A 17,226-nucleotide genomic window follows, 5' to 3' on the forward strand; every position below is an offset into this window, starting at 1 on the left:
GCCCGCGCATGACGAGTAGGGTTCTGCTTCGGCCGCTAAAACAGGACGGAAAGCATCATGACAAAATCACTGCAAGACAAAGTCGTCATCGTCACCGGCGCCGGCCGCGGCATTGGCCGCGAGATCGCGCTGCTCTGCGCCGCGGAAGGCGCCAAAGTCGTCGTCAACGATCCCGGTGGCGCCGCCGACGGCGCTGGTTCGAGCGCAGCTCCCGCCGAGGAGGTGGTCGAGGAGATCAAGAAGCGCGGCGGCACTGCGGTCGCCAATTTCGAGTCGGTGGCGGAAGCGATCCCGGCGAGCAAGATCGTGAAGACGGCGACCGATCATTTCGGCCGGCTCGACGGCGTCGTCAACAATGCCGGCATTCTGCGCGACATGATCTTCCACAAAATGAGCGTGGAAGCCTTCGAGGCCGTCATCAAGGTGCACCTGATGGGCTCGTTCTACGTCAGCCACGCCGCGGCACGGCTGTACCGCGAACAGGAGAGCGGTTCCTTCGTGCACTTCACCTCGACCTCGGGCCTGATTGGCAATTTCGGCCAGGCCAACTACGCCGCCGCCAAGCTCGGCATCGTCGGCCTGTCGAAGTCGATCGCACTCGACATGGGCCGCTTCAACGTGCGCTCGAACTGCGTCTCGCCGTTCGCCTGGACCCGCATGATCGGCACCATCCCGACCGAGACCGAGGCCGAGAAGGCGCGCGTGGCGAAAATCCAGCAGATGGGACCGGAGAAGATCGCGCCGCTGTGCGCCTATCTGCTCAGCGACGCCGCCAAGGACGTCACCGGACAGATCTTCGGCGTGCGGATGAACGAGATTTTCCTGTTCAGCCAGAATCGTCCGCTGCGCTCGGTACAGCGGAGCGAAGGCTGGACGCCGCAAACCATCGCCGAACACGGCATGCCGGCGCTTGCGGGATCGTTCTACAAGCTCGACCGCTCCGCAGATATCTTCACCTGGGATCCGATCTGAAGATTCCTCGTAGCCGTAGGGTGGGCAAAGGCGCATCGCGCCGTGCCCACCATCTATCGGGATACGAAAATGGTGGGCACGCGGAGCCTGTCATCGGGCGCGCATTCGCGCGACCCGTTGGCTTTGCCCACCCTACAAAACCGCTACGCCGCACCACCACTCTGATTGCCCCGCCCGCTTTATGCCGGAATGCGGGCCGATGTTTTTCCTCCCAACAAAAATACACGGGAGGAAATCATGACAACCTCGCTGACCATTTCCGATTCCCAACAACAAGGCAGCGGTTTTGACCGTCGCAAGATACTGACCGGCGCAGCAGCACTTGCCGCTTCCGCCGTGACGATAAAGACGGCATCTGCCGCCTCCGTCGCGCCGCTGGGCCAGACCGCCGCGCCAACCACGGCAACGCCGCCCCTGCCGCTCGGCCCGCTTCCCGGCGCCCGCTATCCGGACTCTCGCCTGGAATCGATGAAGAAACCGAAGGTTTCGTTCGGGCCGACAGGCTTTCCGGCCTTCGCCGGCACCATGGCGGTCGAGCGCGTCGCGACCGGATTCCGCTGGGCCGAAGGCCCGGTTTATTTCGCAGCCGGGCGTTACGTGCTGTTCTCCGACATTCCCAACAATCGCATCATGCGCTTCTCGGAAGACGACGGCCATCTCAGCGTCTATCGGCAGCCGTCGATGAACTCGAACGGCAACACCATCGATCGCGAGGGACGGCTGATCACCTGCGAGCATTCCGGCCGCCGCGTCACCCGGACCGAACTCGACGGCTCGATCACCATCATCGCCGACAAGTACAACGGCAAGAAACTGAACTCGCCGAACGACGCGGTCGTGGCGGCCGACGGCTCGATCTGGTTCTGCGACCCAGCCTACGGAATCGGCGGCTATTACGAGGGCATCAAGGCGGAGCCCGAGCAGGAAAAGAAAAACGTCTACCGGGTGGATCCGAAATCCGGCGACATCAAGATGGTGGTCGATGACTTCGTGCAGCCGAACGGCCTTTGCTTCTCACCTGACGAGAAGAAGCTCTATATCTGCGATACCGGCTTCACCGACGGACCGGATAACCCGTCGCATATCCGCGTGTTCGACGTCGATCTCGGGGCCGGAAAGCTTTCGAACAGCAAGGTCTTTGCGGACATGCCCAAGCCCAGCATTACCGACGGGCTGCGCTGCGACACCGCGGGGCGCCTTTGGTGCTCCGTGGGTTGGGGCGATCCGAATGAGGACGGCGTGCGCTGCTACACTCCTGACGGCGATCTCCTCGGCAAGATCCACATACCGGAAACCGTCGCCAACCTGTGCTTCGGCGGCCAGCAGCGGAACAGGCTCTACATCTGCGGCTCGTCATCGCTCTATGCGGTCTATACGAGTGTGCAAGGCGCGATGAAGCCGTGAGAGGCAACTGCTGTCATTCCGGGGCGACGCGAAGCGTCGAACTCCGGTGCGCAATTGCGCACCGGAGAATCTCGAGGTTCGGGGTTCGCGCTCGCGCGCGCCCCGGAACGACGGTGATCAAAAAATCCCTCACCCGCTATTCCTCAACCCCGCCGAAATCCCGTTGATGGTAAGCTGAATCCCGCGCAGCACCTGCTCGTCCGGACTATGCGAGCGATGCTCCTTCAGTAGCTCGACCTGCACGTGGTTGAGCGGATCGAGATAGGGGAAGCGGTTGCGGATTGAGCGTTCCAGCAGCGGGTTACCCTGCAAGAGGCGCTCGTGGCCCATGATGTCGAGCAGCATCTCGATCGAGGCATGCCACTCGCGCCGGATGCGCCCGAAGATGCTTTCGCGCAAGGCCACGTCAGGCACCAGCTCGGCATAGCGCGAGGCGATCGCAATCGAGCTCTTGGCCAGCACCATGTCCATGTTCGACAGCAGCGTGCGGAAGAACGGCCATTCGCGGTAGAGTTCCTGCAGGAAGGCCATGCCCTGCTCCGGGTGCTCCGCGATCCAGCTCTCGACCGCGGAGCCGAAGCCGTACCAGCCCGGCAGCATCAGCCGGCACTGCGCCCAACTGAACACCCAGGGGATGGCGCGAAGGTCCTCGATTTCGCGGGTTTTCTTGCGCGACGCCGGGCGGCTGCCGATGTTGAGCGTCGAGATTTCGGTGATGACGGTGGAGCCCCAGAAATAATCGGCAAAGCCTTCGGTCTCATAGACCAGCCCGCGATAGGCCTTGAATGCCAGCGCCGACAATTGCTCCATTGCCGTGAGATACTCTTTCCGCGGCGCGCTCTGCCGGGGATGCAGCAGGCTCGCCTCCAGCGTCGCCGCGGCCAGGATTTCCAGATTGCTGCGGCCGACTTCCGGATTGGAATATTTGCTGGAGATGATTTCTCCCTGCTCGGTGATGCGGATCTGTCCGTTCACCGCGCCGCCGGGCTGCGCGATGATGGCGTCATAGCTCGGCCCGCCGCCGCGGCCGACCGATCCGCCACGGCCGTGGAACAGCCGCAAGCGCACGCCGTGACGCTCGAACACGTCGACCAGTTCGATTTCGGCCTTATACAGCTCCCAGCCCGAAGTGACGAAGCCGCCGTCCTTGTTGCTGTCGGAATAGCCGAGCATCACTTCCTGGATGCCGCCGCGGCTGTCGACCAGCCGGCGGTAATCGTGCAACGCCAGCATCCGATCCATGATGCCGGATGAAGCCTGCAAATCCTCGATGGTTTCGAACAGCGGCACGATGTTGATGGCGCTGCGGCCGGAAGGATTGACGAGGCCGACCTCCTTCAACAGCACCGCCACCTCCAGCATGTCCGACATGCCCTTGCACATGGAGATGATGCATTGGTGGATCACGTCGGGGCCGAAGCGCGCATGGGCCTCGGCGGCGGCACGGAACATGGCGAGTTCGCCGCGTGTTTCTTCGCTGTACTTGACGAACACCGAGCTCAGCGGCCTTGCACTGCGCAGCTCGCGCAGCAGCAGATGGACGCGGGCCTCCTCATTCAGTGCCAGATAGGACATGCCGGGGATGGCGGCATCGAACAGTTCCGCGACCGTGCGCTCGTGCACCGCGGAATTCTGCCTGATGTCGAGCCGGGCCAGATGAAAGCCGAAGCAATCCACGGCACGGCGTAGCAAGCGCAACCGACCGCGCGCGATCACGCCCGAATTGTTCGCAATCAGCGATCGATCCAGAACGTCGAGATCGGCCTTGAACTCCGTCACGCTCGCATAAGACGCGGCCTCGCCGACCGGACGACGCGTCGTCTCGACCTCCAGTCTCAGCGCAGTCGCGGTCAGGCGGGCATAGATGCCCGACACCGCCAGCCGATACGGTTCGCCGCTCCGGTGCGGCGACGTATCCGGAGACCGCTCGGCCAGCGCGCGCAATTCGTCGGAGACGTCAGCGAGGTGCGCGGCCAGCGATAGTTCGGAGCCGAGGACATGCAACTCTTCCAGATAGAAGTTCATCAGCCGGCTCGACTGCAGGCGCAGCGTGCCGCGCATGACGTCGGCAGTGACAAAGGGATTGCCGTCGCGGTCGCCGCCGATCCAGCTTCCCACGGTCAGGAACGACGCCAGCTCGCCGGGCGCGCCGCCCTCCTCCCGGTTCAGCCGGTCCTCCAGCGCGCAATGCAGCCGCGGCACCTCGTGCAGGAAGGTGTAGTCGTAGAATGACAGGCCGTTGGCGACTTCATCGAGCACGGTCAGTTTGGTCCGGCGCAGCAGGTTGGTCTGCCACAGCGTCAGTACGGCGCGGCGCAACTGCTCGTCGCAAGCCTCGGCCTCCTCCGGCGTAAGCTGGACGCGTTCGCGCCGGTCGAGCAGCGCGGCGATCTCCATCTCGCGGTCGAACGTGCTCTTGCGGCGGACTTCCGTGGGATGCGCCGTCAGGACCGGGCTGACCTGGGCCCCCTTGAAGAAGCGGCGCAACTCGGCCGCGTTGATCCCGGCGGTCTTTGCGTGAGCGAGCGTCTGGGTCAGCGCGCTCGGTCGCGGCCCGCCGGGACCGCGGCCACGCATCTGGCGGATGTTGTTTTGGTCCTCGGCGATGTTGGCGAGATGCGAAAAATAGCTGAAGGCGCGGACGATCCGCACGGTATCGCTGATCGACATGCTGTCGAGGATGGTCTCGAGTTCCCGCCGCGCCAGCTTGTCCTCGTCGCGATGGAACCGGATCGAGGTCTGGCGGATACGTTCGACCAGATCGAAGACGTCAGCGCCCTCCTGATCACGGACGGTATCGCCGAGAATCCGCCCGAGCAGGCGAATGTCGGTCCGCAGCCGCGCATCCTCCTCCAACGCCAGCGCCTCGTCGCCGCGGTTGGACCGGACTTCGATCTCGGAAGGCATGGTCTGGGAAGACATTGGCTGGCCACCTCAAACTGCCCGGCTCATCCGAGTGTGCAATTTTTTTGCCGCAGTGCAAGATAAAGATGGAGGCGGTGCCTATTGTCTCTGCTCTTGCGTCGTCCCCGCGAACGCGGGGACCCATACTCCGTGTCCTCTCTTAGGGCACGCTGGGAGAGTCCTTTTGCGAACCCCACGGCCTGTGGTTATGGGTCCCTGCGTTCCGCAGGGACGACAGGATGCTAAATCCTCCGTCCTGCCCGCTCCCAGTAGGGATCGCGCAGGCGGCGCTTGAAGATCTTGCCGGAATCTTCCCGCGGCAGGTTGGACTGGATTTCGATGTGTTTGGGCACCTTGTAGTCGGCCAACGCGACCTTGAGCTGGTTGCGGATGGAAGCCGGATCTAGCGTCACCGCCGGCTGCGGCTCCACCACAGCCATCAGCGCCTCGCCGAATTCGGCGTCGGGAATGCCGAACACCGCGCAATCATGCACGCCGGGAATCGCATGCAGCGCAGCCTCGATCTCGGCCGGATAGATATTGACGCCGCCTGAAATCACCATGTCGCGCTTGCGATCGCAGATGAAGACATAGCCGTCCGCGTCGATGTAACCGACGTCACCCGAGGTGATGAACCCATCGCGATCGATCTCGGTGCGCTTTTCCGGCTTGTTGTGATAGGTGAAGTCAGGATTGCCTGCGATGCGCGAGTAGATTTCGCCGATCTCGCCCTGCGGCAGTTCCCTGCCGTCGTCGCCGATGAAGCGCAATTCCGCACCCTGCGCGATCTTGCCGACGGTGCCGGGCTTCTTCAACGCGTCCTCGGACGTCGCAAAGGTAACCGCGCCGGACTCGGTCGAGCCGTAGAATTCGTGGATGATCGGCCCCCACCACTCGATCATCGCGCGCTTGACGTCGGCCGGACAGGGCGCGGCAGCATGGATGACATGGCGCAAGGACGACATGTCGTACTTCCTGCGCACTTCCTCCGGCAGCTTCATCAGCCGGATGAACATGGTCGGCACCATGAAGATGGTGTCGATCTTCTCGGTCGCGACCACGCGTAAAAATTCTTCCGCGTCGAAGCGCGGCATGATTACCAGTGCCCCGCCGAGACGGCCGGCGCGCAGGCCGAACGAATTCGGCGCGGAATGATACAGCGGCCCCGGCAACAGCGCGCGGGCGCTTGGCTTGAGGCCGTAGATCAGCGCGCGCATGCGCTCGGCGTTGGCGCTTTGCTCCGGCGTCGGCGCAAAGCGGCGCACGCCCTTGGGATGGCCCGTCGTGCCGGAGGTGTAGATCATGTTCTGCGGCTGCGGCACCGCCGGCCCGTCATAGCGCTGGTGTTGGTTCAGCCAGGATTCGAAATCGACCGCGAAGTCGGGCGTCGTCAGATGATCCGGATTGATCTTGTAATGACTGAGAATCTCCGGTGGGGTCGGCACGCTGAGCGCCGTGACGCCTTGCGGGATCGCCGCGCGTAACTGATGCAGCATGTCGGCATGCGCGATCAGCACGGATGTGCCCGAATCCTTCAGCACATAATTGATCTCCTCCGGCTTGAAGTGCCAGTTGACCGGCACGCCATAGGCGCCGAGCCGCATCGCCGCATAAGCCGCCTCGATGAAGGCGATGTCGTTGCGCATCAGCATGGCTACGCTGTCGCCCTGCTTGACGCAGAGCTTTTGCAGCCCGCTGGCGATGCGCTCAGTCCGTTCGGCGACCTCGCCGTGGTCGCGCCGGCGCTCGCCGCTGATGATGCCTTGGAATAGTTGGGAGGCTGACATTGTCTCTTTCCGATCTGGTGTCGGGTTTGACTGACCCTCATGGTGAGGAGCGCGTCTTCGCGCGCCTCGAACCATGAGGCCACAGACGGGCCTACATCCTTCGAGACGGCGCTTTCGCGCCTCCTCAGGATGAGGGGCTGATATTACCCCGCATCCACAAACCGCGGCGCGCGCTTTTCGATATTGGCGCGCACGGCTTCGGTCTGGTTGGGGCTGCCGAGCAGCTTCTGCTGCTCGACGGATTCGGCCAGCAGCGCCGGGGCCGGATCGACGGAGAGTTTGTTCAGCATACGCTTTGCAGCACGGATCGCGTCGGGGCTTTTGCCGGCGATTTCGCGTGCGACCTCGAAAGCTGCCGCGCGCGGATCGTCGCAGATCCGCGTCGCGAGGCCATAACTCATGGCTTCCTGCGCGGAGAAGATGCGGCCGGTATAGGTGAGTTCGCGCAGAATATCGTCGCGGACCAGGCTTGCGAGGATCGGCGTGCCGGCCATGTCGGGCACCAGGCCCCATTTGATTTCCATGATCGACATCCGCGCGTCTGGCGTGAGGAATCGCATGTCGGCCCCGAGCGCGAGCTGGAAGCCGCCGCCGAACGCCACGCCCTGGATCGCGGCAATCACCGGCACCGGAAGCTGGCGCCAGCCCCAGACCGCAGCTTGCGGAAAGTTCGCGATGCCATGGGTGCGTGCAGTGAGGTCGCGCTTCTCGCCGCCGGCGATCCCGTTACCGCCACTTTCCTTCATGGCCTGAAAGCGTCCCATATCGAGACCGGCGCAAAAAGCCCGCCCTTCCCCGGACAATACTACCACCCGGAGCCCCTTTTCATTGGCCAGCCGCTCGGTCGCGGCCACCAGTGCCTCAAACATCGCGGCATCGAGCGCGTTCATCTTGTCGGCCCGCACCAACCGGACATCGGCAATGCCGTCCGAAATCGAGATCGAGACGCGCTGCTCCATGAAAAATCTCCTCAGTTGCTGCTTTACAGAACGGTGTTGTCCGGTTTTAGTCAATCGACCAATTAACAGACAATCCCCTTGGGTGGAAACGATGTTCAACGATCAGCTTCTCGCCGGGCGACGCATTCTGGTGACCGGAGGCGGCACCGGCCTCGGCAAATCCATGGCCGCTCGGTTTCTCCAACTGGGAGCCGAGGTCCACATCTGCGGCCGCCGCAAGATCGTCTGCGACGAGACCGCAACCGAATTGATGGATCTGCATGGCGGGCGCGTGGTCAGCCACGGCGTCGACATCCGCAACGCGATGGCTGTCGACGAGATGATCGAACAGATCTGGACCTCGGGCCCCCTCACCGATCTCATCAACAATGCCGCCGGCAATTTCATCTCGCGCTCGGAAGAGCTCTCGCCGCGCGGCTTTGACGCGGTCGCCAATATCGTGATGCATGGCACGTTTTACATGACCCACGCGGTCGGCCGGCGCTGGATCGCCGCCAAGCAACGCGGCAACGTGGTGTCGATCACGGTGACCTGGGTGCGCAACGGCTCGCCCTATGTGGTACCGTCGGCGATGAGCAAGTCGGCGATCCACGCCATGACGATGTCGCTCGCGGTCGAATGGGGCAAGTACGGCATCCGCCTCAACACCATTGCGCCCGGCGAAATCCCGACCGAAGGCATGAGCAAGCGCATCAAGCCGGGCGACGAAGCCGGGGCGCGCACGCGGGCGCAGAACCCGATGGGCCGGGTCGGCACCATGGAGGAATTGCAGAACCTCGCGGTATTCCTGATCTCCGGCGGTTGCGACTGGATCAACGGCGAGACCATCGCCATGGACGGCGCGCAGGCGCTCGCGATGGGCGGCAATTTCTATCAGTTGCGCGACTGGAGCGACGACGACTGGAACAAGGCGCGCGACTCGATCAAGGCGCAGAACGAGAAGGACCGCGCTGCAAGGGGGTAGTTTTTGTCGTCCCTGCGAACGCAGGGACCCATAACCACCAGCGCAAGTTGTTACGAAGGCAACTAGCCCCATCGTCTCACCGATAGGCCGCGGCGTATGGGTCCCTGCGCCGAGTGCGCGATTGCGCACGGAGGCAGGGACGACGGAGCCGTATTGTCTTTGTCGCGCGATACCGCCAAACTCCGCACAACGATAACAAGACGATACGGGAGAGACATGTCCGCTTCGCAGCAATTGACGACCCTCGTCGACATGGTGCGGGAACGCGCCAGAACGCGCGGCAACGCGATCGCCTATGAGTTCGAGGGCCGCCAGGCCAGTTTTGCCGAGTTCGACATCAAGACCAGCCGTGTTGCGAACGCGCTGATCGCGCTCGGCGTCAAGCCGGGCGAGCGGATCGCCTATCTCGGCAAGAACAGTGACATCTATTTCGAACTGCTGATGGGCGCGATGAAGGCCAAAGTGGTGATGGCGCCGGTGAACTGGCGCCTCGCCGGTCCCGAGATCGCCTTCATCGTCGGCGACTGCAAGGCGCCGGTGCTGTTCGTGGGGCCCGAGTTCATCACGCAGGTTCGCAACATCAAGGCGCAACTGCCCGACGTGCGCCACGTGATCACCGCCGAGGGCGGCGCGCCGGAATGGCAGGATTATACGGCCTGGCGCGATGCGGCCAGCGGCGACGATCCGAAGGTGCCGATCAGCCCGAAGGATATCGCGATCCAGCTCTATACCTCGGGCACCACGGGCAAGCCCAAGGGCGCGATGCTGTCGCACGCCAACTTCCTCAACCTGGTGCACGCCGGCAGCGAGGCCGAGAAGCCGGAATGGAACAAATGGACGAGCGACGACGTCTCGCTGGTGGCGATGCCGGTCTTCCACATCGGCGGCTCCGGCTGGGGCGTGATGGGCCTCTATCACGGCGCCAAGGGCGTGATCGCCCGCGAGTTCGATCCGAGCAAAGTGCTGGATTTCTTCGAGCAATCCGGCATTACCAAACTGTTCATGGTGCCGGCGGCGATGCAGTTCGTGGTGCGGCAGCCGCGCGCGCGTCAGGTGGATTTTTCGCGCCTGAAATACATGCTCTACGGCGCCTCGCCGATTCCCGCTGCGCTGCTGAAGGAGTGCATCGAGGTGTTCAAGTGCGGCTTCGTGCAGTTGTATGGGATGACCGAGACGACCGGCACCATCGTCGCCCTTCCGCCCGAGGATCATGTCGAGGGGCTGGAGCGCATGCGCTCTGCCGGCAAGGCGCTGCCCGGCATCGAGCTTGCGATCCTCGATCCCGACGGCAACCGGTTGCCGCCGCGCCAGGTCGGCGAGATCGCGACCCGTTCGGGCTCCAACATGGTCGGCTACTGGAACCTGCCGGAGGCGACCGCGAGGACGCTCGGCAGCGACGGCTGGCTGCGCACCGGCGATGCCGGTTACATGGACGAGGACGGCTACCTCTATATCCACGACCGCATCAAGGACATGATCATCTCCGGCGGCGAGAACATCTACCCGGCCGAAGTCGAGAGCGCGATCTGCGATCATCCTGATGTCGCCGAAGCCGCGGTGATCGGCATCCCCGACGACAAATGGGGCGAAGCAGTGAAGGCAATCGTGGTGATGAAGCCGGGCAAGCAGGCGAATGCCACCGACATCATCAATTTTACGCGCGAGCGTATCGCCGGATTCAAGACGCCGAAATCGGTCGACTTCATCGAGGCACTGCCGCGCAATCCATCGGGGAAGATCCTGCGGCGGAATCTGCGTGAGCCGTATTGGGCGGGGAAGGACCGGCAGGTGAATTGATCCGTGATCTATCAACGATGTCGTCCCTGCGAACGGAGTAGCTTCGTAGGGTGGGCAAAGCGAAGCGTGCCCACCATCGGTCGTTGTGAGTTGGATAGACGGTGGGCACGGCGCAAGCGCGCCTTTGCCCACCCTACTTCCTTGCCCGCTCGCGCAACGCCCGCCTGCGTTCCTTGGCTTCGTCCGACCAGACCTCGTTGATATCGTAGAATTCCGCGACTGCCTTCGCGCCCGGCGGCAGCATCACCCAGGGCTGCTTGGTGGACGTGAAGATATGTACGTCAGGCGGGCACTGGCTGGGATTGTCCATGGTGCCGACGCGCACGAACCGCACGGCCGGGCCTGATCCCGGATAATTGCTCCACACCGCGACCTTGCAGACCGGGCACCGTGCGATACGCTGGCCCTTGCCGCTGGCCGATGGCGTCACGATGATCTCGGGCTCGGCCGCGAGATGCTCGACCCTATCGGCCTCGTACATCGCGTTGAGCGCATGCACGGTGCCGGTCTCGCGCTGGCACCAGGTGCAATGGCAGGCATGCACGATCATCGGCCTGCCGTTCAGGCGGTAGCGGACATGCCGGCATGTGCATCCGCCTTCCATGATCTTCTCCTTGGCTCTGCTCCTCAGTGCTTCCCCGCCCCCATATAGCCGAACAGGAATCCCGCCACCTTCCGCTTCTGGATTTCCTCGCTGCCTTCGGTGATGCGGTAGCGGCGGTGGTGGCGGTAGATATGTTCGAACGGCTTGTGGCGCGAATAGCCCATGCCGCCATGCACCTGCATGGCGCGGTCGGCGGCCTCGCAGCAGAGGCGGTTTGCCCAGTAATTGCACATCGAGACGCGGTCGGACAGCGTGTGTTCGACCTGGGCCTGTGTGAGTTGGTCCATCTCCCACGCGGTTTTGCGGATTAATAGCCTGAGCATCTCGGCCTGCGTCGCCAGCTCCACCAAGGGCCACTGGATCGCCTGGTTCTCGGCCAGCGCCTTGCCGAACGGCTTTCGCTCGCGCGCATATTTGACGCTTTCGTTGATGCAGTAGACGGCCGCGCCCAGCGAGCTCGCCGCCTGCCGAATCCGGTTCTCGTGCACAAAACATTGCGCCAGAGACAGTCCGCGGCCGATCTCGCCGAACAGTGCATCCTCAGCGACAAACACATCCGTGAAGCTGACGCGCGGGTGGTCGGTCGGCATGTTGAAGGTCCACATATACTCCTCGACCTTCACGCCCTCGCTTCTAGCCGGCACCAGGAAGCAGGTGATGCCGCGCGCGTCGCCGTCATTGCCTGATGTCCGGGCGAACAGCGCACAATGGGTTGCGACATGCATGCCGGTGGTCCACATCTTCTGGCCGTTGATGATCCAGCCCTTGACGTTGTCACGCGTCGCCTGCACGGCCCTGGTTTCCATATGCGTCGCGTCGGAGCCGTGGTCGGGTTCGGTGAGGCCGAAGGTGATGCGGTATTTTCCGGTGATCGAGCCTTCGATCATCGCTTTCTGTTCATCGGTGCCGTAGCGGTCGAGCATGGTCACGAGCGGCAGGTTGCCGACGATCGAATGCTCGTTCTGCAGATCATTGTGCAGGCCAAGGCCCTTTGAGGCGAAATGCTCGCGGATGACGGCCATCCAGAGGTTGGAACCGTCCTTGCCGCCATAGCGCTTCGGGATCGCGAAGCGCAAATGGCCGGCGACGTCGGCGAGGTTCTTGGCTTTGCGCAGCAGCGCTTCCCATTCATGCCGAGGCAGGCCGCCGTTTTCGAAATCGGTACGCGCCCATTCGCGGCGATGATCGAAGAAGCGGATGTTGTCGTCGGCTTCCTCCAGCGGCTTGATCTCGCGCGCGATGAAGCGATCGAGTTCGTCGAGATAGGCCGTGAGGTCGGCAGGCAGGTTGAAATCCAAGGCGTCTCTCCCGGAAATGTCGTTTATTGCTTTTGCGTTTAGGCGCTACGCGGCGCTCCTGCTCGGATCGATTTAGGTTGGAAGACCACGCCCAAGTCAAGCAACGGAATGGACGTTGGCACGCGCGGGGGCCTTGCGTAATTGGATGGTTTCGGACGGCTGGGCAGCGCTATGATCGCGGTCAATATTCTTCGCCGCAGAAAATCCAAACAGGAGCAAACATGGACCTGAAATTCTCCAAGGTGACATGCAAGGGGCCGATCACGATCATTACGCTGTCGCGGCCGGAAGTGTACAATGCGTTGCATATCGACGCGCATTTCGAGCTCAACAAGGTGTTCGACGACTTTTCCGCTGACCCTGCGCAATGGGTGGCGATCGTCACCGGCGCCGGCGACAAGGCGTTCTGCGCCGGCAACGATTTGAAATGGCAGGCGGCCGGCGGAAAGCGCGGCTGGGACAAGGGCGGCTTCGCCGGCCTCACCTCGCGCTTTGACTGCGACAAGCCGATCATCGCCGCCGTCAACGGCGTCGCGATGGGCGGCGGCTTCGAGATCGCGCTGGCCTGCGACCTCATCATTGCCTCGGAGAATGCGACCTTCGCACTGCCCGAGCCGCGCGTCGGCCTCGCCGCGCTTGCCGGCGGCGTGCACCGGCTGCCGCGGCAGATCGGGCTGAAGCGCGCCATGGGCATGATCCTCACCGCGCGCCACGTCTCGGCCAAGGAGGGACTTGAGCTCGGCTTCGTCAACGAGGTGGTTCCCGCCGGTGAAGCGCTCGCCGCGGCGGAGCGCTGGGCGGAGACGATAGCCAAGAACTCGCCGATGTCGATCCGCGCCTCCAAGCAGGCGATCCAGCGCGGCCTCGAAGTGTCGCTGGAACAGGCGATCGCCGAGCAGCGCGAGTACCCGGCCGTGAAGGCAATGGCGTCCTCGCAGGATTACATCGAGGGACCGAAGGCGTTTGCGGAGAAGCGTCCGCCGAAATGGCTGGGGCGGTGACGACGTAGTCGTCATTCCGGGGCGCATCGCAGATGCGAACCCGGAATCTCGAGATTCCGGGTCTGGTCCTTCGGACCATCCCGGAATGACGAAGCCAGTCACTTATTCCCCAGCTCCCTCTTGTACGACGCGTAGTTCGGCTGGTCGACAGCGAGCTTGTCCATCGTGGTCTGCCAGAGGTGTTCTGCTAGCCCCGGCGTTTGCAGATCGACTTCGCCCTTGGCGATCTTCTCGCACAGCGCGCGATTCGATTCGATCAGCGGGCCATCCGCACCGAGTAACTGCTTCAGCCGCGCGGACTCCGCGGCGTCACTCCCCTGCTCCAACGTCAACTGCCGCGTCACCAGATCCAGCGCGTTGATGCCGACACGGAGCTTGAAGGCGTTATGGCCCTTGATCTCTGGGGCGATCTCGTTGCGAAGGAAGTCTGCGACCGCCTTGATCAGTTCGGTGGGAGTCGGTTCGTCCTGCATGTTATTTCCCCCGCGGAGCGAGTAGCCGCAACAAATCGATCTCCGTCTCCGACGAACGCCGGCCGATCATGGCGCGTTCCATCGAATGGTCGGGGCCTTGCCGAAAGCGTTGCATCATGCCGCAGCACATGATGCCCCAGCGCAGCGTGCCCATCACTTCCCAGAACATCACACGATCAGGATCGACCTTGCGGCCGGCTTCCTCGTATCCGGCGAACAATTCCTCCCGCGTCCCGAAACCTCCGACCGGCTTGTCGATCTCGCCGAAGCGCCAGGAGTTGACGCAGATCCACCCCAAGTCTTCCATCGGATCGCCGACATGCGCGAGCTCCCAGTCCAGCACCGCGCGCACGCCGTCGGGGCCGATGATGAGGTTGCCGTGGCGAAAATCGCCATGCACCAGCGTCACCTCCCGCGACGGCCCGGGATCACGCTCGCGCAGCCAGCGGAGCGCCAGTTCAAACACCGGCCGCGGCCGGTCGAAGCTGCGGTATTCCCGCTCGAGGTCGGCGATCTCCTTGGTCGCGCTCATCTCGCGCAACTTCGGCAGTTTCGCTGGGGCTAAGCCATGAATGCCGGCGATCACGCGGCCCAACTGCCGCGCCAGGATCGGCCGCGCCTTGGCGAACTGCTCATCGCGCAGAATCTTCCGCGCGATGGTCTCGCCCTCGATGCGTTGCATGATGAAGCCGCGGCCGAGCTCGTCCGCCGGCTTCAGCACATGCATCACGCGCGGCGAAGGCAGGCCGGCGTCATGTGCCAATTGCATCAGCGTCGCCTCGGCATCGAGGCCGGCGGCCCGCCCCGGCGACGCGCCATAGCCCGGCGGCGCGCGGCGCAGGATGGCGCCAACATTGCCGCTCGGATGCACGATATCGAACGTCCAGGTCTCCTGGCTGGCGCCGCCGGAGAGCTTGGCGGCGCCAGTCACGCCGGTCGCTCCCGGATACCAGGACGCCACGCAGCGCCCAAGTTGCTCCTCGATCATTTGCCCCTGAACTTGGCGGGGCGCTTTTCGAGGAAGGCAGCAACGCCTTCCTTGAAATCATCAGCCGCGCCGGCGATGCGTTGCGATTCGAATTCGAGGTTGAGCTGCTCCTCGAAGGAATTTTCCGGGCTGTCCCAGTAGAGCTTTCGGATCAGCGACAGCGCGATCGTCGGGCCATTGGCAAGCTCATGCGCGAGCTTCATCGCCTCCTCCATCAGAACTGCGTCGTCATAGACGCGGTTGACGAGGCCCCATTCCAGCGCCCTCTCTGCCGGCAACCGTTCGCCCATCAGCGACAATTCCACCGAGCGCGCCTTGCCGATCATGCGCGGCAGCAGCCAGGTCGAGCCGCAGTCCGGCACCAGGCCGATGCGGCGGAACGCCTGCAGGAAATAGGACGAGCGGGCACAGAGGATCATGTCGCCCATCAGCGCAAAGCTCATGCCGGCGCCCGCGGCGGGACCGTTGACGGCCGTGACGATCGGGCAATGCAGCCGGCGCAGCCGCCGCAGGAACGGATGAAAGCCGATTTCCAGCGATTGACCGGCGTTGCTCTTGCCGGGCTTCTGGTTGTTGCGGCCCTGCAGATTGGCGCCGGTGCAGAAGGCGCGTCCGGCGCCGGTCAGCACGAGGCAGCGCACCTCCTCTCGCTTCTCCTCGATCGCATCGAGCGCCTCGCCAAGCCCGCCCAGCATGTCCATCGAGACCGCGTTCATGACTTCCTGATGGTCGAGCTTGAGAACGGCGACCGCGCCATCGAAATCGAGCGTGACGTGCTTGAACTGCATTGTTTCCTCTTAACTTGTGTTTACGCGCTATTTCGCTGCGCGGAAGACCGGACGATGTCTCACCCATATTTGATTTTCTGGGCGACGTTGTCCATGCTTGCGCCAGAACATCTGCCCGCCGCAGGGCGCAACTCTGTTGCCAAACAAAATGGAAACATCCAATGAGCATCTTTGACCTCACCGGCCGCACGGCGGTCATCACCGGCGGAAATGGCGGCATCGGCCTTGGCATTGCGCAGGCGTTGAACGCGCAAGGCTGCAACGTCTCGATCTGGGGCCGCAATGGCGACAAGAACAGAAGCGCGGCGGCAACCATGTCGGCCGGGCCCGGCAGGGTGCATACGCAGATCTGCGACGTTTCCGATCCCGCCTCCGTCAAGGCGGCGATGAAGGCGACGCTCGATACGTTCGGCCGTGTCGATGGCTGCTTTGCCAATGCCGGCATCGGCGGCGGCGGACGGCGCGCCTTCATCGACCGCACCGAGGAGGAATGGCGAAAAATGTTCGCGACCAATCTCGACGGCGTCTTCCACGTGTTTCAGGCCGCCGCCCGCCACATGACCGAACGTGCGGACGCCGGTGACAAGTTCGGCCGGCTGGTCGCGACCTCGAGCCTGGCGTCCTTGTTCGGCACCGCGCGCAACGAGCACTACGCCGGCACCAAGGCGGCGCTGAACGCGCTGTGCCGGGCGCTCGCGGTCGAACTGGCGCGCTACGGCGTCACCGCGAACGCGATCCTGCCCGGCTGGATCAAGAGCGACATGACGTCCGGGTTGATGGCCAACGACAAATTCGTCGCCAACGTGATGCCGCGCATTCCAGTGCGCCGCTTCGGCGAGCCGAGCGACTTTGGCGGCATCGCCGTGTACATCATGAGCCAGGCATCGTCGTATCATACGGCGGATTGCTTTGTGATCGATGGCGGGTATACGGCGTTTTGAGGGTGGGTGTGGCGCGCTAGGCCTCGTCATGCAGAGCCGTCATCCCCCGCGAAGGCGGGGGATCCAGTACGCCGCGGCTTCTCGATCAAGCAATTGGCATCTCTGGGATACTGGATCGTCCGCCGGAGCCTGTCATCGGGCGCGCATTCGCGCGACCCGTTGGCGGACGATGACAACTGTGTATGACTTCGCGATCTCGCGACGTATTCGCCCGAGTCCGTAGATGGGGTAACGGGCCCCGGTCTGCCTTCCAGGCAAGCCGCGCTTGCTACGGCGCCATTGGTGGCGCGCTTCGCGCGGCCTGCCTGGAAGGCGGGCGGTCGTCCCTCACATTGATGGTGTTACG

At 63.5% G+C, this 17,226-nt stretch carries 14 protein-coding genes; 6 read left to right on the forward strand and 8 right to left on the reverse strand.

The genetic code is table 11. From position 1 onward, the window contains the following. Positions 1-57: 57 nt before the first annotated feature. Together LMTR3_RS06780 and LMTR3_RS06785 are read left to right on the forward strand one after the other, a co-directional pair. The gene (locus LMTR3_RS06780) at positions 58-972 is read left to right on the forward strand and encodes an SDR family oxidoreductase (protein ID WP_065744305.1); all 915 of its coding nucleotides are present in this window, start codon (positions 58-60) and stop codon (positions 970-972) included. A gap of 468 nt (positions 973-1,440) precedes the next feature. Beyond that, positions 1,441-2,376: an SMP-30/gluconolactonase/LRE family protein gene (locus LMTR3_RS06785; RefSeq protein WP_084029457.1), complete on the forward strand. Its 936-nt coding sequence runs from the start codon at positions 1,441-1,443 to the stop codon at positions 2,374-2,376. Between the two features lie 129 nt (positions 2,377-2,505). Here LMTR3_RS06785 and ppc read toward each other — a convergent pair whose 3' ends face one another. From ppc to LMTR3_RS06800, 3 genes are all read right to left on the reverse strand, one after another. Further along, on the reverse strand, positions 2,506-5,298 hold the full coding sequence (ppc, locus tag LMTR3_RS06790; protein ID WP_065744307.1) for a phosphoenolpyruvate carboxylase: 2,793 nt from the start codon (positions 5,296-5,298) through the stop codon (positions 2,506-2,508). A gap of 224 nt (positions 5,299-5,522) precedes the next feature. Continuing rightward, positions 5,523-7,067 (reverse strand): acyl-CoA synthetase, encoded by a 1,545-nt coding sequence (locus tag LMTR3_RS06795; protein ID WP_065744308.1) that lies wholly within the window; start codon positions 7,065-7,067, stop codon positions 5,523-5,525. A 143-nt stretch (positions 7,068-7,210) separates the two neighbouring features. After that, the gene (locus tag LMTR3_RS06800; protein WP_065744309.1) at positions 7,211-8,026 is read right to left on the reverse strand and encodes a crotonase/enoyl-CoA hydratase family protein; all 816 of its coding nucleotides are present in this window, start codon (positions 8,024-8,026) and stop codon (positions 7,211-7,213) included. Between the two features lie 91 nt (positions 8,027-8,117). On the opposite strand from LMTR3_RS06800, the gene LMTR3_RS06805 reads away from it, so the two are divergent. Both LMTR3_RS06805 and LMTR3_RS06810 read left to right on the forward strand, forming a co-directional pair. After that, positions 8,118-8,990, forward strand: a complete 873-nt coding sequence (locus tag LMTR3_RS06805; RefSeq protein WP_065744310.1) for an SDR family oxidoreductase — start codon at positions 8,118-8,120, stop codon at positions 8,988-8,990. Positions 8,991-9,206: 216 nt separating this feature from the next. Further along, a complete protein-coding gene (locus LMTR3_RS06810; protein ID WP_065744311.1) occupies positions 9,207-10,787 on the forward strand; it encodes a fatty acid--CoA ligase in 1,581 nt (526 codons plus the stop codon). A gap of 133 nt (positions 10,788-10,920) precedes the next feature. On the opposite strand, the gene LMTR3_RS06815 is transcribed toward LMTR3_RS06810, so the two are convergent. Both LMTR3_RS06815 and LMTR3_RS06820 read right to left on the reverse strand, forming a co-directional pair. After that, on the reverse strand, positions 10,921-11,391 hold the full coding sequence (locus LMTR3_RS06815; RefSeq protein WP_065744312.1) for a GFA family protein: 471 nt from the start codon (positions 11,389-11,391) through the stop codon (positions 10,921-10,923). Positions 11,392-11,414: 23 nt separating this feature from the next. Next, a complete protein-coding gene (locus LMTR3_RS06820; protein ID WP_065744313.1) occupies positions 11,415-12,689 on the reverse strand; it encodes an acyl-CoA dehydrogenase family protein in 1,275 nt (424 codons plus the stop codon). Positions 12,690-12,910: 221 nt separating this feature from the next. Here LMTR3_RS06820 and LMTR3_RS06825 point away from each other — a divergent pair, with 221 nt between their 5' ends. After that, the gene (locus LMTR3_RS06825; protein ID WP_065744314.1) at positions 12,911-13,690 is read left to right on the forward strand and encodes an enoyl-CoA hydratase-related protein; all 780 of its coding nucleotides are present in this window, start codon (positions 12,911-12,913) and stop codon (positions 13,688-13,690) included. 98 nt (positions 13,691-13,788) lie between these two features. Here the strand turns inward: LMTR3_RS06825 and LMTR3_RS06830 are convergent, their stop codons facing one another. The 3 genes from LMTR3_RS06830 to LMTR3_RS06840 are packed head-to-tail and all read right to left on the reverse strand — an operon-like array spanning position 13,789 to position 15,939. After that, entirely contained in the window at positions 13,789-14,163 is a 375-nt protein-coding gene (locus LMTR3_RS06830; RefSeq protein ID WP_065744315.1) for a DUF6285 domain-containing protein, read from the reverse strand. 1 nt (position 14,164) lies between these two features. Further along, positions 14,165-15,151 (reverse strand): phosphotransferase family protein, encoded by a 987-nt coding sequence (locus LMTR3_RS06835; RefSeq protein WP_065744316.1) that lies wholly within the window; start codon positions 15,149-15,151, stop codon positions 14,165-14,167. After that, positions 15,148-15,939, reverse strand: a complete 792-nt coding sequence (locus tag LMTR3_RS06840) for an enoyl-CoA hydratase/isomerase (RefSeq protein WP_065744317.1) — start codon at positions 15,937-15,939, stop codon at positions 15,148-15,150. Before LMTR3_RS06840 ends, LMTR3_RS06835 begins: the two co-directional genes overlap by 4 nt. Before the next feature lie 161 nt (positions 15,940-16,100). Between LMTR3_RS06840 and LMTR3_RS06845 the strand changes: the two genes are divergently transcribed. Beyond that, positions 16,101-16,880, forward strand: a complete 780-nt coding sequence (locus LMTR3_RS06845; RefSeq protein ID WP_065744318.1) for an SDR family NAD(P)-dependent oxidoreductase — start codon at positions 16,101-16,103, stop codon at positions 16,878-16,880. The last annotated feature ends 346 nt before the right edge of the window (positions 16,881-17,226 follow it).

The organism is Bradyrhizobium sp. LMTR 3 (assembly GCF_001693485.1).
Taxonomy (GTDB): Bacteria; Pseudomonadota; Alphaproteobacteria; order Rhizobiales; family Xanthobacteraceae; genus Bradyrhizobium.